General features: G+C 60.8%; 14 protein-coding genes. 9 read left to right on the forward strand and 5 right to left on the reverse strand.

All coding sequences use genetic code 11. From position 1 onward, the window contains the following. The first annotated feature begins 107 nt into the window (after window positions 1–107). From RAM15_RS03100 to RAM15_RS03115, 4 genes are all read left to right on the forward strand, one after another. Window positions 108–1,082, forward strand: a complete 975-nt coding sequence (locus RAM15_RS03100) for an ABC transporter substrate-binding protein (protein ID WP_045924190.1) — start codon at window positions 108–110, stop codon at window positions 1,080–1,082. A 136-nt stretch (window positions 1,083–1,218) separates the two neighbouring features. Beyond that, entirely contained in the window at window positions 1,219–2,775 is a 1,557-nt protein-coding gene (locus RAM15_RS03105; RefSeq protein WP_306222026.1) for a sugar ABC transporter ATP-binding protein, read from the forward strand. Further along, on the forward strand, window positions 2,772–3,851 hold the full coding sequence (locus RAM15_RS03110) for an ABC transporter permease (RefSeq protein ID WP_045924192.1): 1,080 nt from the start codon (window positions 2,772–2,774) through the stop codon (window positions 3,849–3,851). Before RAM15_RS03105 ends, RAM15_RS03110 begins: the two co-directional genes overlap by 4 nt. After that, the gene (locus RAM15_RS03115) at window positions 3,848–4,855 is read left to right on the forward strand and encodes an ABC transporter permease (protein WP_306222027.1); all 1,008 of its coding nucleotides are present in this window, start codon (window positions 3,848–3,850) and stop codon (window positions 4,853–4,855) included. Before RAM15_RS03110 ends, RAM15_RS03115 begins: the two co-directional genes overlap by 4 nt. A 79-nt stretch (window positions 4,856–4,934) precedes the next feature. On the opposite strand, the gene RAM15_RS03120 is transcribed toward RAM15_RS03115, so the two are convergent. Genes RAM15_RS03120 through RAM15_RS03140 form a run of 5 tightly spaced genes read right to left on the reverse strand, consistent with a single transcriptional unit; the run spans window position 4,935 to window position 8,073 of the window. Continuing rightward, window positions 4,935–5,981 carry a Gfo/Idh/MocA family protein gene (locus RAM15_RS03120; protein WP_306222029.1) on the reverse strand — a complete coding sequence of 349 codons (1,047 nt, stop codon included), beginning with the start codon at window positions 5,979–5,981 and terminating at the stop codon, window positions 4,935–4,937. Continuing rightward, window positions 5,974–6,438 carry a very short patch repair endonuclease gene (locus RAM15_RS03125; RefSeq protein ID WP_306222030.1) on the reverse strand — a complete coding sequence of 155 codons (465 nt, stop codon included), beginning with the start codon at window positions 6,436–6,438 and terminating at the stop codon, window positions 5,974–5,976. Before RAM15_RS03125 ends, RAM15_RS03120 begins: the two co-directional genes overlap by 8 nt. Window positions 6,439–6,450: 12 nt before the next feature. Continuing rightward, a complete protein-coding gene (locus RAM15_RS03130) occupies window positions 6,451–6,990 on the reverse strand; it encodes a peptidylprolyl isomerase (RefSeq protein WP_306222032.1) in 540 nt (179 codons plus the stop codon). A 28-nt stretch (window positions 6,991–7,018) separates the two neighbouring features. Continuing rightward, complete coding sequence (locus tag RAM15_RS03135) at window positions 7,019–7,375, reverse strand: YccF domain-containing protein (RefSeq protein ID WP_045924197.1); 357 nt, start codon at window positions 7,373–7,375, stop codon at window positions 7,019–7,021. Then, window positions 7,366–8,073: a TetR/AcrR family transcriptional regulator gene (locus RAM15_RS03140; RefSeq protein WP_306222034.1), complete on the reverse strand. Its 708-nt coding sequence runs from the start codon at window positions 8,071–8,073 to the stop codon at window positions 7,366–7,368. Before RAM15_RS03140 ends, RAM15_RS03135 begins: the two co-directional genes overlap by 10 nt. 207 nt (window positions 8,074–8,280) lie before the next feature. Here RAM15_RS03140 and RAM15_RS03145 point away from each other — a divergent pair, with 207 nt between their 5' ends. The 5 genes from RAM15_RS03145 (at window position 8,281) to pflA (ending at window position 15,546) form a co-directional block, all read left to right on the forward strand. Next, entirely contained in the window at window positions 8,281–9,975 is a 1,695-nt protein-coding gene (locus RAM15_RS03145; RefSeq protein WP_306222036.1) for an MFS transporter, read from the forward strand. Between the two features lie 51 nt (window positions 9,976–10,026). Next, the gene (locus tag RAM15_RS03150) at window positions 10,027–11,706 is read left to right on the forward strand and encodes an NAD+ synthase (RefSeq protein WP_372338669.1); all 1,680 of its coding nucleotides are present in this window, start codon (window positions 10,027–10,029) and stop codon (window positions 11,704–11,706) included. Window positions 11,707–11,711: 5 nt separating this feature from the next. Further along, the gene (locus tag RAM15_RS03155) at window positions 11,712–11,948 is read left to right on the forward strand and encodes a hypothetical protein (protein ID WP_101432280.1); all 237 of its coding nucleotides are present in this window, start codon (window positions 11,712–11,714) and stop codon (window positions 11,946–11,948) included. Window positions 11,949–12,190: 242 nt separating this feature from the next. Next, window positions 12,191–14,566 (forward strand): formate C-acetyltransferase, encoded by a 2,376-nt coding sequence (pflB, locus tag RAM15_RS03160; RefSeq protein WP_046322815.1) that lies wholly within the window; start codon window positions 12,191–12,193, stop codon window positions 14,564–14,566. A 98-nt stretch (window positions 14,567–14,664) separates the two neighbouring features. After that, complete coding sequence (pflA, locus tag RAM15_RS03165; RefSeq protein ID WP_015021700.1) at window positions 14,665–15,546, forward strand: pyruvate formate-lyase-activating protein; 882 nt, start codon at window positions 14,665–14,667, stop codon at window positions 15,544–15,546. Window positions 15,547–15,887 lie beyond the last annotated feature (341 nt).

Here is a 15,887-nt window from a genome sequence, read left to right on the forward strand (position 1 = left end):
TGCGCCTTGAGCTCGGCAAGAGGAAAAACGATACTGAAAATCGTGGATGTCATCATCGATGATCATAATGCTGTGGCTTCGATGCTGACTACTCAAGGAGGAGAACAATGAATACAGTACTGAAGAAGGCGCTGACCATCGCCACGGCCTCGGCTGCGGTCTTGGCCATGGGAGCTTGCGGCTCTTCCGGATCCAGCTCCAGCAAGGGCGGCGACAAGCAGAAGACCATCGGATTCGTTGCTGTAGGCCCTGAGGGCGGCTTCCGCACGGCCAACGAGAACGATCTGAAGAAGGCCTTCAAGAATGCCGGATTCAACATGATCTATTCGCCGACCCAGAACAACGATCAGCAGAAGCAGATCCAGGCCTTCAACAAGTTCGTCAACGACGAGGTTGATGCCATCGTCCTGTCCTCCACCGAGGACAGCGGATGGGATGAGTCGCTGAAGAAGGCCAAGGAGGCCGAGATCCCGGTCTTCCTGGTCGACCGCAACGTGCAGACCAAGGACGAAAGCCTGGTCGCCTCCCACATCGGACCTTCCAACGAGTGGGCAGGGCAGCAGGCGGCAGAGTTCGTCAACAAGAACTTCCCCGATGGAGCCAATGGCCTGATTCTGGAGGGCCCTGCTGGCCTGTCGGTGGTCAAGGACCGCCAGAAGGGCTGGGATTCCAAGATCGGTGGCAACATCAAGGTTCTGGAGAGCCAGTCGGCCAACTGGTCCACTGACGAGGCCAAGACCGTCACCGCCGGACTGCTGGACAAGTACAAGAGCCAGAATGTCCAGTTCATCTTCTCGCAGAACGACGAGATGGGCCTGGGCGCTGCACAGGCTGTCGATGCCGCAGGTCTTAAGGGCAAGGTCAAGATCATCACCATCGATGGCACCAAGCCTGCTCTGAAGGCACTGATCGACGGCGATCTGTCGCTGGTGATCGAGTACAACCCGCTCTTCGGCGAAACGACCGCCAAGACCGTCAAGGATTACCTGGACGGCAAGAAGGTCAAGAAGAACATCGTCATTGATTCGAAGGTCTTCACCGCCGACGAGGCCAAGAAGGTCATCGATTCCAGAGCGTACTGATCTATCGCTGATCGCGTAGGACGCACAGGACGGCGCACCCGGGAAGGTTGCGGTACGCCGTTTTTTATGGGCGGGAAAGGGTCTTTGGGCCGCGGTACCGCCCCCCGATCAGCATTCAGTTTGATGAGGCAAGACAATGACAAAAGAAGCACCCTTGGTCTCCATGAAGGGAATCAGCATTGAATTCCCTGGTGTCAAGGCGCTCGACAATGTCGATCTGCGTCTGTTCCCCGGTGAGGTCCATGCCCTCATGGGGGAGAACGGCGCAGGCAAATCGACCATGATCAAGGCGCTCACCGGGGTATACAAAATCAACGCGGGAACCATCACCGTCAACGGCCAAAACAGGATTTTCAACGGCACAGCCGATGCGCAGAACGCCGGCATCGCCACGGTCTACCAGGAAGTCAACCTGTGCACCAATCTGAGCGTGGGCGAAAACGTCATGCTCGGGCACGAGGTGAGGGGGCACCTGGGCATCAACTGGCGCAAGACCCATGAGGCGGCCAAAGGCTTTCTGGCCCAGATGGGCCTGACGGATCTGGATCCCCACACTCCGCTCAATGAGATATCCATAGCCATGCAGCAACTGGTGGCCATCGCCAGGGCCATGGTCATCGATGCCAAGGTCCTGATCCTGGATGAGCCGACATCTTCGCTGGATGCCAATGAGGTTCAGGATCTGTTCCGGATCATGCGCAAGGTCAGGGACCGGGGCATCGCCATACTGTTCGTTTCCCACTTCCTGGACCAGGTCTACGAGATCGCCGACAGAATGACCATTCTGCGCAATGGCAAATTCGTCGAGGAGACCATGGTCAAGGACATGCCGCGCGATGTCCTTATTACCAAGATGATCGGCAAGAACGCCGATGAGCTCTCGCTGATCGGCACCAAGTCGAGGAAAGAGACATCCCAAGCCGCAACAGACCGGCCTCTGGCCAGCGTCCGCGGCTTCGGCAGAAAGGGCAGCATCTACCCCTTCGACATGGATCTTTTCAAGGGCAAGATCATGGGACTGGCCGGCCTGCTGGGTTCCGGCAGAACCGAAATCGGCCGCCTGCTCTTCGGCGCAGACAAGCCCGACAAGGGTACCTACACCTTTGATGGGAAGAAGATCTCCATCGACAGCCCAGCCAACGCCCTGAAGAACAAGATTGCCTACTCTACGGAGAACAGAAGGGATGAGGGCATCATCGGCGACCTGACGGTCAGGGAGAACATCATCCTGGCCCTCCAGGCCACCCGGGGCATGTTCAGGCCAATCCCCAGGAAGGAGGCTGATCGGATAGTCGACAAGTACATCAAGGAGCTCAATGTTCGCCCGGCCGATCCCGACAGGCTGATCAAGAACCTTTCAGGAGGAAACCAGCAGAAGGTCCTGCTGGCCAGGTGGCTGGCCACGGATCCCGAGCTGCTGATCCTGGACGAACCGACCAGGGGAATCGACATCGGCGCCAAGGCGGAGATCCAGCAGACGGTGCTGGATCTGGCCGCTCAGGGCATGAGCGTGGTCTTCATCTCCTCTGAGCTTGATGAGGTCGTCCGCCTCTCCGATCAGATAACCGTCCTCAAGGACCGTCACAAGATCGACCTGATGGACAACGATGACACGGTTTCCCAGCAGACCATCGTGGAAGACATAGCCAACACCTCGGTCTCCGGACAATCTCAAGGAAAGGAGGAAAGATGAGCAAGCCCGCCAAGCAGCAATCGGAGGATGAAGGTCCATCCTTCCTGCGCCGTATATTCGGCAATCAGCTGATTTGGAGCGTGGTCGCCTTCCTCGCGCTGATTGTGGTCTGCACCCTAGTGGATCATTCCTTCCTCAGCCTGTCATACAATCCGCGCACAGGCGGCCTGGCAGGACCCCTGATCACCATGATCCAGGAGTCTGCGCGATACCTGATGATCGCCACCGGCATGACCCTGGTCATCTCGACCTCGGGCATCGACCTTTCGGTCGGCTCGCTCATGGCCGTGGCCGGAGCTGCAGCCATGCAGATGCTGATCAACGGGGTGAACGTCTGGATGGCCATTCTGATTTCCCTGGCCGTAGGTCTGGTTCTGGGCTGCATCAACGGCGCCTTGGTCTCCATTCTGGGACTCCAGCCCTTCATCACCACGCTGATCATGATGCTGGCAGGCAGGGGACTGGCCAAGGTCATCACCAATGGGCAGAATGCCGACGCTTCAGGCGTGGCCGGCAGCGGACCGTTGCGCTGGATGGCCAATGGCTTCATTCTGGGAATCCCGGCCAATTTTGTCATAGCCGTGATCATCGTCTGCCTTGTCGGTCTTCTGATGAGGAAGACGGCAGCCGGCATGATGATCGAGTCGGTGGGCATCAACCAGGAAGCCAGCCGAATGACCGGCATCAAGCCCCGTCGGATCCTCTTCCTGGTCTACGCCATCTCGGGTCTGCTGGCCGCTGTGGCAGGGCTGTTCGCGACTGCTTCAGTGATGAGGGTCGATGTGGTCAAGACCGGTCAGGACCTGGAGATGTACGCCATTCTGGCTGTGGTCATTGGAGGCACCTCCCTGCTGGGCGGCAAGTTCTCGCTGCTGGGAAGCGCTTTCGGCGCCGTGATCATTGCGATGATCCGCAAGACCATCATCACCCTGGGCATTGATTCAGCCGCCACGCCAGCCTTCTTCGCCGTGGTGGTCATCATCATCTGCGTCATGCAGGCGCCCAAGGTGCACAACGCGGTCGCTGAGTTCAAACGCAGGCGTGCCATGAGGCAGTCTGCAGAGGTGGTGGCATGATGAAGAAGAGTGCAAGCAGACAAGCAGGTTTCCGGCTGAGCCCCAGGGCCATTCCGACAGTTGCTGCCGTGGTCATCTTCCTGCTCATGCTGATCATGGGCCAGGTGCTCTTCGGCACCTATATCCGGCTGGGATTCATGTCCTCCCTGTTCATGGACCACGCCTACCTGGTGATCCTGGCAGTAGCCATGACCTTCCCCATCCTCACCGGCGGCATCGATCTGAGCGTTGGTGCCATAGTGGCCATCACCGGCGTGGTCGGTGTCAAGCTCATGATTGCCGGTGTGCCGGCGTCACTGGTCATCGTCATCATGATCGCCATCGGTGCGGTCTTTGGACTGCTGGCCGGTGTGCTCATTGAAGAGTTCAACATGCAGCCCTTCATCGCCACGCTGTCCACTATGTTCCTTGCCAGGGGCATAGCCTCCATCATCTCGACTGACTCGCTCAATATGCCGCAGAACAACAACTTCAGCTGGATCGGCGGCGAGGGACTGAAGATCATCGACAACCCGAAGATTTCCAATGATCTTTCGCTGAACTTCGGCGTGGTAGTCGCTCTGGTCGTTGTGGCAGTCAGCTATGTCATCCTCCACAAGACCAGGACGGGCCGTACCATCTACGCCATCGGCGGTTCCCGGTCCTCGGCCGAGCTGATGGGCCTTCCGGTCAAGCGGACGCAGTATGTCATCTACCTGACTTCGGCTGTCCTGGCCTCCATCGCTTCCATCGTCTATGTGGCTGGCATCGGTTCAGCCAAGAACACCATGGGCGTGGGCTGGGAGCTGGACGCTGTAGCTGCGGTCGTCATCGGCGGCACCCTGATCACTGGCGGTTACGGCTACGTGCTGGGTTCTGTCATAGGTGCGCTGGTCCGCTCGATCATCGATCCTCTGACCTCGGACTTCGGAGTCCCGGCTGAGGCCGTCACCATCGTGGTCGGTCTGATGATCCTGGTCTTTGTCATCCTCCAGCGTCTGGTGACTTTCGTGAGAAAGGAATGAAGCAGGGCTTTCCTGGATGATCTGAATGGGGGCTGATGCCGTGGCGATTGCGGCATCAGCCCCCATTCGCATTGCTGGTTCATGATTCGAAGGGGAAGACCAGGCCCCACTGGCGGCGCAGAGAGTCCATGAGCTCCATGATCCGCAGGGTGTCCTTGTGGGGCATCTGGGCGCACTCGATCTTGCCGTCCAGAATGGCCTGCGCTGCACTGGACACCTCATACTCATAACCGGTCAGCTGGTCGGGAATGGGGTAGTGCTTCTTCAATTGGTGATCCGCGTCGTACAGGTCGATTGACTCCACGTTGTTGATGTTGGCGCACTGCAGGTAACCCTGGTCTCCGCAGATGCTGCCGGTCCGGTCACTGGCCGAGACCATGGAGCTGGTCGCTGCCCCCATGGATCCATCCTGGTAGAGAATGGTCGTGGAGTTCTGGCTGTCCACGCCCTCCGGGCTGCGGACCCAATCCGTGCAGACCCGCTCAATAGGCTTGGGTCCCATGACCATGTCGATGAAGTTGAGAGGGTAGACACCTACGTCGAGCAGGGCGCCGCCGGCCAGGGCCGGGTCGGTCATTCTGGCCTTATCCACGGTGACATATCCCAGGTTGGCGGTGACCGTTCTGACGGTGCCGATTTCTCCCGAGGAGACGATGTCGTCGATGATGGAGCGCGAGGGCATGTACCTGGTCCAGATGGCCTCGGTGCAGAGCAGGCCTGTGCTCTCGGATGTTTCAATGACCTGCCTGGCCTGATCGGCGTTGGCGGCGAAGGACTTCTCGACCAGCACGTTCTTTCCCGCCTTCATGCAGGCGATGGCCTGTTCGGCGTGGAGGCTGTGAGGCGTGGCGATGTAGACCAGATCCACTTGGGGATCGTCCAGGAGCTCCTGGTAGGAACCATAAGAGTGCTCGAATCCATATTTTTTGGCGAAAGCGGCTGCGCGATCCCCATCCCTCGAGGCCACGGCGTATGGGGCAACCAGATGGCTGTATTGCTGGTCTTTGGCCATCATGACCACCGTCTTGGCCAGGGCGTTGGCTATCCGTCCGGCGCCGAGAATGGCGAAGTTGACCCGCATGCCCTTCTGCTCAGCCTCTTGTCCTTTGCCGTTCAATCTACTCATCCTTGACTCCTTCGTTTGGATGGTCATCTGCTGTGATGGCCTCATACAATTTCTTCAGGGTTTCCTCGGCATGTCGGGTGTCCAGCTGGCACTCCCAGACTGTGAAAACCCGCCAACCCATGGCTTTCAGTTTTTCGCCCTGTTCCTGATCCCGCAGACGGTTCCTTGTCAGCTTTGTGGTCCAATATTCCACATTGGATTTGGGAAGTGAGAATTTGGCACAGCCCTGATGCATGTGCCAGAAACAGCCATTGACGAATACCATGGCCCGCCACTTGGGCAGTACCACATCAGGATGGCCCGGATACCTCTTGTCGTTCTTGCGAAACCGCAGACCGCGCGAGAAGAGGTAGGACCGGACCTGTCGTTCTATTGATGTCTCCGTGCCCCTGATTCGGGACATGGTGTAGCTGCGTGTGCCGGGCTGGAATCTGCTGGGTGTCTTTTTCGAAACCATCCCCGGCCCGGCTCAGAGGACTTCGACGCTGTTGATGAAGACCGGCTCAAGGGGACGGTCGTTCGAATCGGTGGCTACGGCGTCCAGCTTGTCGACTACCTTCCGGGAATCCTCATCAGCCACTTGGCCGAAGATGGTGTGATGCCCGTTGAGCCAGGGGGTGGGCACGGTGGTGATGAAGAACTGTGATCCGTTGGTGCCGTGGGTCTTTCCTGTGGCCGGATCCCGGCGCAGCCCTGCATTGGCCATGGCCAGCTTGTAGGGTTCCTCAAAGGTCAGAGAGGGATCGATCTCGTCATCGAACTCGTAGCCTGGGCCGCCCGTGCCCGTGCCCAGCGGGCAGCCGCCCTGGATCATGAAGTCCTTGATGATCCGGTGGAAGGTCAGGCCGTCATAGAAGGGATCCTGACGCTTCTGGCCCGTCTCGGGGTCGGTCCAGTTTTTGCGGCCTGCGGCCAGATCCAGGAAGTTGGCTACGGTTTCAGGGGCCTGATCGTCAAAGAGGTCCAGGCGAATATCGCCCTCCGAGGTATGCATGATAACTGTGCTCATGTCACCAATCCTTTCATAAGATGGCGACTCACACTGAGGATCCGAAGGGCATCAGGGCCAGGCGGGCCATCTTGAAGGCCTGCAGACCGAAGGGGATGCCCACCACGGTCAACATGGTGACCAGTCCGGCCACCAGATAGGCCAGGGCCAGCCACCAGCCGCCCAGAATGATCCAGAGCAGATTGGCCAGCCATGATCCCAGCCCGCCGCCATAGATGACCTGTCGGCCAAAGGGGGTCAAAGTCAGTCTGGCCATCTTGAAGGCCTGCAGACCGAAGGGGATGCCCACCACGGTCAGGCAGAGCAGGATGCCTATCAGGGCCCATGCCAGGGCAATGGCCAGTCCTCCCAGCAGCAGCCAGCAGATGTTGCCGATCAGGCGCATGTGGATCCTTCCGTCAGGGTGGCGGTGACGGCCTTGGCGCAGGCGGTCACCTTCTCGATGATGATAGTCAGTCGTTTCTGCCGCTGCTCGGGGGCGAGCTCCTGGTCCAGGGCATCAATCAGCCGCATGCCTGATTGGACGATGCCTCGCGTCACCTCCACGCCCATGGCCGGATCTGCTGGGCGCAGGGCCGTCCATGCCTGGATCAGCGGCTGGTTGACCTGTCGGTGGAAGTCCAGCAGGGCTTTGACCTGCCGGCCTGTGGACTGGTCGCTCCCTGGGGCGGGCTCATGGGAATTCGAAGGGTTGCCATAGATCAGGGCCTGGCGTAGCTGCTCGTCGTGCTGCTCGGCGTAGAGGTTCATCAGCCAGCCGTGTCCGTGCAGTCCGGCCTGCTCCAGATTGGTGCGGGTCCAGACCTCGATCGTCCGGCGCGGGTCTTCTGCCTTGCCCAGGGATTGGTCCAGGGCACGGCCCCAGTCGGGCAGGTGCCGTTCCATGACCATGTCGCAGAGCTGGTCGGCGTCCCGGGCGTAGCGGTAGAGGGAGTTCCGGGCAAGATTGGCGCGCCGGGCCACCTCGGCCATGGTCAGTTGGCCTCGCCCGCCAGTGCGCAGGATGGCCTCGGCGGCGGCGATGATCTGGTCCAAGGTCTTGGCGCGGTGCTCCTGGAGTGTGGATTCGCGGATCCTGGGCATGGTTCTCCTTGGTCCGGCCTCCTGGGTGCAGCGATTGGGAATCGGGCTGGGCCGGTCTTGGGGCATATGATATGGCCTATTTGCTGAGGAACCAAGCTGTAAGGACTGGTTCAGCGTGCGGCTTGTCCGCGCTGAGTGAACTTGCCAGATATGTTTTCGCGACGTATAGTCGCAAAAAATTCGCAGACCAGGGTGAGGGGAGCTCCGATGACCGGATCGGCAAGTACGGACGTGAAGATGGGCATCCAGAAGAACCGTCAAGAGTCTCAGGAGGCAGCACCGCCCTGGCGTGCCCTCTGGGTGCTGGCCCTGGGTCTGGCCATGATTGTGCTGGATTCGTCCATCGTCAACGTCTCCATCCCCTCCATCATCGCTGCCATCCACATCAACCTGGCTCAGGCCCAGTGGGTGACCGCCCTCTACAGCATCGTCCTGGCGGCCCTGCTCCTGCCTTCCGGTCGACTGGGGGACATGATCGGACGCAAGCGGATCCTGCAGGTGGGCACGGTCATCTTTGTGCTGGGTTCCGTCTTCGCCGCATCGGCCTCCTCCGGCTCAATGCTGCTTCTGGCCAGGCTTGTTCAGGGAATCGGTGGTTCCCTGGTCATGCCATCCACCCTGTCTACCGTGTCCGCCACCTTCCGGGGTCGTCACCGGGCTACTGCATTCGGCATCTGGGGGGCCGTCATGTCCTCTGCTGCGGCGGTCGGCCCCTTCCTGGGCGGGGTCTTCACCAGCACCATCGGATGGCGGTGGATTTTCCTGGTCAATCTGCCCCTGGGCCTGATCGTCCTCCTGACTAGCGCAGTCTTTGTGCCCGAGACCAAGTCAGCGCCCCGGCGGACCGGCGACCGGTGGGGGATGCTTGCCGATTGGAAGGGCATACTCCTTTCGGCCCTGGGGTCGGCTCTGGTCGTCTTTGCGCTGATCGAGGGGCAGACCTACGGCTGGTGGCGCCCCCGCGCTGCACTCGATTTGGGCCCTCTGCACTGGTCCGCATCGGCACCCCTGTCGCCGGTCCCGGTCAGTCTGCTCCTGGGGTTGGCCCTGCTGGCCGCCTTTGCGCTGACCGAGCTGGCCAGGGCGCACAGGGGCAGGATGGTCATCCTGGACGTTTCCATGTTCGCCATCGGCACTTTCGGCTGGGGCAACCTGACGGCCGCCATCGTCAACGCTGGTCAGTTCGCAGTCATGTTCATCCTGCCCCTCTATCTGATCAACGCCAGAGGCCTGAGTCCACTGGGGGCCGGATCCATCCTGGGCGTCATGGCTCTGGGGTCAGTTGTTTCGGGCGGTCTGGCCCGGGTGGTCTCAGCCCGTCTGGGGGCCGGCGGCACGGTGCAGACGGGCCTGCTGATGGAGATCGTCGGCGTGGCCCTGTCCATTCTGCTCATGCGCGGGTCGGTGCCGGTCTGGCCCATGACCCTGACTCTGATCATCTACGGTGCCGGCCTGGGCTTTGCCTCGGCACAGCTGACCAGCCTGGTGCTCTCCGGTGTTCCGGTGGCCCAGTCAGGCCAGGCTTCGGCCACCCAGTCCACCATTCGTCAGTGGGGGACTGCCCTGGGTGCTGCAGTCTCCGGTTCCGCACTCTCCCTGGCTCTGAGCCTGGTGCTGCCAAGGCATCTGACGGCGCTCAAGGGGATCTCGGCGCAGATGGCCGATGGCCTGGTCAGATCCGTTCAGTCCTCTGCCGGGAATGCCATCGTCGGCCTGCGCGCCCAGGGCACACGGGGTCGGCTTGGAGCCCTGGGTCCTCAGGTGACCAATGCCCTGACCGAGGGATTCACCCAGGGCGCCCAGTGGGCCATGGGCTTTGCAGTCCTGCTGCTTCTCGTGGGACTGGCTGCCTCGGTGCTGGTGCGTCGGGCCGCCCGCAAGGCTGGAGCCGACAAGGTCTGAGGCGTCCGCGATCCTGCTTTTCCCGGGTCCCTTCCTGCACGGTTTAGAATCATGGGTATGGGCATACAAGACGAACAGCCGCAGCGGGATGGCGATCTGCTGGTGGCTCTGGCTCAGATCGACACCTGTGTGGGCGATCTTGACGGCAACGCTGACATTATTATGGACTACTCCCGAAAGGCGGCGGGGCAGGGGGCGACCCTGGTGGTCTTTCCCGAGATGAGCCTGACCGGCTACCCAATCGAGGACCTGGCATTCCGCGCCAGCTTCCGTCGGGCCGCCTGGTCTCGGGCCGACCGTCTGGCCAGGCAGCTGGAGGAGCAGGGTCTGGGCAATCTGTATGTGATTGTGGGGACTGTGGGCACCGATACGGATCAGGATCGACCCCGCAACCGGCTGGTGGTTCTGCACCAGGGTCGGGTCGAGGCCGGCTACGACAAGCACTTCCTGCCCAACTACGGGGTCTTTGACGAGTACAGGATTTTTACTCCGGGGGACAGAACCGTGGTCCTGGAGGTGCAGGGGCACCGGATAGGGCTGGCCATCTGCGAGGACATCTGGCAGGAGGGCGACCCCATCAGCGACCTGGCTGGACGGGACATCGATCTCTTGGTGACCATCAATGGCTCCCCCTTCGAGGAGGGCAAGGGGCATGTCCGCTACGAGCTGGCGACTCGCCGGGCCAAACAGGTCGGCGCGCCTCTGCTCTACCTGAACCAGGTGGGCGGGCAGGACGATCTGGTCTTCGACGGCGGCAGCTTTGTGGTGGACCAGGATGGCACCCTGCTGGAGCGCTCGCCCAGGTTCGTCCAGGATCTGTCCACGTGGACCTTGCCTGCACGAGGGGAGCGCCCAATGCCCAGCAAGTCATGCATGGCCGAAGAGATGCCTGGAGACGAGGAGGTCTATCGGGCCTGCGTGCTGGGGCTACAAGACTATATGGCCAAGAATCACTTCACTGGCGTCTGCCTGGGGCTCTCAGGCGGGATCGACTCGGCCCTGGTGGCCACCATGGCCGCCGATGCCTGCGGGGGGGAGCACGTGCGCGGCATTTCCATGCCCAGCCGCTATTCCTCGGAAGGCTCCCGGGATGATGCCGCCGACCTGGCCCAGCGTCTGGGCGTGCGTTACGTGGTCCAAGCCATAGGCCCGGAATTCAATGCCTTCCAAGGGCAGCTGCATCTGGAAGGGGTGGCTGAAGAGAACCTGCAGGCCCGGATACGCGGCGTCATCGTCATGGCTTACGCCAATGCCGAGGGGCTTCTGGCCCTAGCCACAGGCAACAAGTCCGAGCTGGCCTGCGGTTACTCAACTATTTATGGCGATGCGGTCGGAGGCTACGCGCCCATCAAGGATCTGCTCAAGACCCGGGTCTGGCAGCTGGCCCGCTGGCGCAACGCCCAGGCCCAGGCACGGGGCGAACGTGAGCCCATTCCGGTCAATTCCATCGTCAAGCCACCCTCGGCCGAGCTGCGCCAAGGGCAGAAGGACTCTGATTCCCTGCCCGACTACAGCCTGCTTGACAAGGTTCTCGAGGCATACATCGAGCATGCGCATGGTCGGGCCGACCTTCTGGCAGATGGCTTCGATCCCGACACGGTCGACACGGTCATGCGGCTGGTGGATCGGGCCGAGTGGAAGCGGCGTCAGTACCCGCTGGGGCCCAAGGTCACCTCCCTGGCCTTCGGCCGGGACCGTCGGCTGCCTGTCACCAACGCCTTCAGGGAATGATCACCATGGGTTCCGAACAAGAGCAAACGGCCTGGTACTTCAACACCGTCACCGGCGAACCCGAACAGGGCAAGCTGTCTCCCCAGGACAGGCGGATGGGCCCCTACCGCAGCAGGCAGGAGGCCCTCGATGCCTGGAAGATCGCCAAGCGCCGGAACAAGGAATGGGATGAAGAAGACCGTCGCTGGCGGCAGGCCTGGGAGGGAGACCCTGGGCAGGGACAGTCATCAGCTGACAGATGAAGCTCCTGCTGGATCGCTCACTAGCGTTAGCGACCAGTCGGCCATTCAGGCAGAACGAATCGGGACTCAGACGGTGTGCCGGGCGAGTTTGCAAGATATGGGCGTGGCGTCCATTGCGAGTCTGCCCTTAGTGTGATATAGCTCACGTCGCGATTCGGTTTCCCGTGGTAGTGCGCACCCTATACTTGAAAGTGACAGTGGTGTGAGGAAGCGCCATTGACCATATCAACAAGGAGTTGACTATGACAGCAGTTGAGACCAACACCGTCTCTCCCGCAGAGCTGCAAGCCAAGGCTTGGAAGGGCTTCAAGGGCGAGGACTGGAAGAAAGACATCGACGTTCGCGACTTCATTCAAAAGAACTACACTCCGTACACCGGTGACGAATCCTTCCTGGCACCGGCCACAGAGAAGACCAAGTTCCTGTGGAACTACCTGGATGACAATTTCCTCGCCGTGGAGCGCAAGCAGCGCGTCTACGACGTGGACACCCACACTCCGGCGGGCATTGACGCCTTCCCGGCCGGATACATCGACGGCAAGCCTGCCGGCGAGACTCAGGATGACGTGATTGTCGGCATACAGACCGACGTGCCCTGCAAGCGTGCGATGATGCCCTACGGCGGCTGGCGCATGGTTGAGCAGGCCCTCAAGGAGGCCGGCAAGGAGCCCGACCCCGAGGTCAAGAAGATCTTCACCCGGTATCGCAAGACCCACAACGATGGCGTCTTCGACGTTTACACCAAGAGGATCAAGCTGGCCCGCCACAACAAGATTCTGACCGGTCTGCCCGATGCTTACGGCCGTGGCCGCATCATTGGCGACTACCGTCGTGTGGCCCTCTACGGCATTGACGAGCTGATTGCCCGCAAGAAGGCCGACAAGGATTCGATTCCTTACCGCAACGACTTCACCGAGGAAGAGATCGAGCACTGGATCCGCTTCCGCGAGGAGCACGCCGAGCAGATCAAGGCTCTGAAGCAGCTGCTGAACCTGGGCAAGGAGTACGGCCTGGATCTGAGCCGTCCTGCCATGAACGCCAAGGAAGCTGTCCAGTGGACCTACATGGCCTACCTGGCCTCGGTCAAGAGCCAGGACGGCGCCGCAATGTCCATCGGCCGTCTGTCCGCATTCTTCGACGTCTACTTCGAGCGTGATCTGGCCGCTGGCCTGATCGACGAGACCGATGCCCAGGAGATCATCGACAACATCGTGATGAAGCTGCGCATCGTGCGCTTCCTGCGGACCAAGGACTACGACAACATCTTCTCGGGCGACCCCTACTGGGCCACCTGGTCCGACGCTGGCTTCGGCGATGACGGCAGGCCCATGGTCACCAAGACCTCCTTCCGTCTGCTGGCAACCCTGACCCTGGAGCACCTTGGACCCGGCCCCGAGCCCAACATCACCATCTTCTGGGATCCGAAGCTGCCTGAGGGCTACAAGCGCTTCTGCGCCCGTATCTCCATCGACACCTCCGCCATCCAGTACGAGTCCGACAAGGACATTCGCGCCCACTGGGGCGATGACGCTGCCATCGCCTGCTGCGTTTCCCCCATGAGGGTCGGCAAGCAGATGCAGTTCTTCGGCGCTCGCGTCAACTCCGCCAAGGCCCTGCTCTACGCCATGAACGGCGGCCGTGACGAGATGACCGGCATGCAGGTCATCGACAAGGACGTGATCAAGCCTGTCACCCCCAAGGAAGACGGTTCTCTGGACTTCCAAGAGGTCAAGGACAATTACGAGAAGGCCCTGGAGTGGCTGAGCGAGACCTATGTCGAGGCCCTGAACATCATCCACTACATGCACGATAAGTACGACTACGAGTCCATTGAGATGGCCCTGCACGACAAGGAGGTCTACCGCACCCTGGGTTGCGGCATGTCCGGCCTGTCCATCGCCGCTGACTCACTGTCGGCTATCAAGTACGCCAAGGTCTACCCGATCTACAACAAGGATGCCAAGGGCACACCTGAGTATGTCGAGGGCGCTGACGACGACCTGATCGTCAACTACAAGACCGTCGGCGAGTTCCCGATCTACGGCAACGACGACGATCGCGCTGACGACCTGGCCAAGTGGACTGTGTCCACCGTTATGGGCCAGATCAAGCGTCTGCCCGTCTACCGTGGCGCTGTGCCGACCCAGTCCATCCTGACCATTACTTCCAACGTGGAGTATGGCAAGAACACCGGGTCCTTCCCCTCCGGCCACAAGAAGGGCACCCCGTACGCTCCCGGCGCCAACCCCGAGAACGGCATGGATTCGCACGGCATGCTGCCCTCCATGTTCTCCGTGGGCAAGATCGACTACGACGACGCCCTGGACGGCATCTCGCTGACCAACACGATCACCCCTGACGGCCTGGGCCGCGATGAGGATGAGCGCATCAACAACCTGGTGGGCATCCTGGACGCCGGCAACGGCCACGGGCTCTACCACGCCAACATCAACGTCCTGCGCAAGGAGCAGCTGGAGGATGCCGTCGAGCACCCCGAGAAGTACCCGCACCTGACCGTGCGCGTCTCGGGCTACGCCGTCAACTTCGTCAAGCTGACTCGCGAGCAGCAGCTCGACGTGATCTCCCGCACCTTCCACCAGGGCGCGGTGACCGACTGATCGCCCTTGTGCGATAGTCAACCGTTGATGAGACGGTGAATCATGGGGCGGGGCGCACCAAGGCCCCGCCCCCTTTTCGTCTTTTTCAGGAGGATCCAATGACGGAGACCACCACCTTCCATACCACACAGCCGCACATGCTCAAGGAATCCAAGGTCTACCAGAGCCAGACCCTGATGGGCGGCCTTTCGGGGTTCGAATCGCCCATTGGACTGGACCGGCACGACCGTATGAATGCCCTGCGCACGGGCGACATCGGATTTGTTCACTCCTGGGACATCAATACCTCAGTGGACGGGCCGGGCACAAGGATGACCGTCTTCATGAGCGGATGCCCCCTGCGCTGCCAGTACTGCCAGAATCCTGACACCTGGAAGATGCGCGATGGCCAGCCCGTATACCTACAGGCCATGATCGATAAGGTGGCCCGTTACCAGGACCTCTTCAAGAGTACGGGCGGAGGAATCACCTTCAGCGGCGGCGAGTCCATGATGCAGGCAGCCTTTGTCTCACGCGTCTTTCGCGCTGCCAAGGAGATGGGCGTCCACACCTGCCTGGACACCTCGGGCTTCCTCAATCGCAACTACACCGATGCCATGATTGACGATATCGACCTGTGTCTGCTGGACGTCAAATCCGGCGACGAGGCCACCTATAAGAAGGTGACCGGCGGCACGTTGGCCCCCACAATCGAATTCGGCAAGCGTCTGGCTGCCCGTGGCAGCAAGATTTGGGTTCGCTTCGTGCTGGTGCCGGGGCTGACCGACTCCGAGGAGAACGTCGAGAACGTCGCGCGGGTGTGCGAACAGTTCAAGGATGCCATCGAGCACATTGACGTGCTTCCCTTCCATCAGCTTGGACGGCCCAAGTGGCACGAGTTGCGCATTCCCTACCCGCTGGAGGACGCCAAAGGCCCTTCGGCGGCCCTGAAGGATCGGGTCAAGAAGCAGCTTGAGGCCCACGGCTTCGTGGTCTACTGAGCCGCAGAACCCACTGTGGTTCCCGGGCGGTCCTAGGAGCAACCCGAATAATCAACTTGTGACTCCTCACGGCAGATGCCGTGGGGAGTTTTGTTTGCTTGGGCGCAGGCCAGCCAGCCAATCAGCGAATGACCGACTCACTGAATGCCTTGCACGCTGAATGACCGACTTAATGGTGGGAAGAGCCAATGGGTGGCGGATCCAATAGATGACCGACACTGTAAATCGATAAATTGCTGACCAGTCATGCTCGGTAAACGATTGTCAGCGGGTTGAGGCCATGGACTATGCTTTCAGGCGAGTGTTTTCCGGGCCTGGTCGGCCCGGTGGCGTTATGGAAG

The organism is Bifidobacterium asteroides (assembly GCF_030758775.1).
GTDB lineage: Bacteria > Actinomycetota > Actinomycetes > Actinomycetales > Bifidobacteriaceae > Bombiscardovia > Bombiscardovia kimbladii.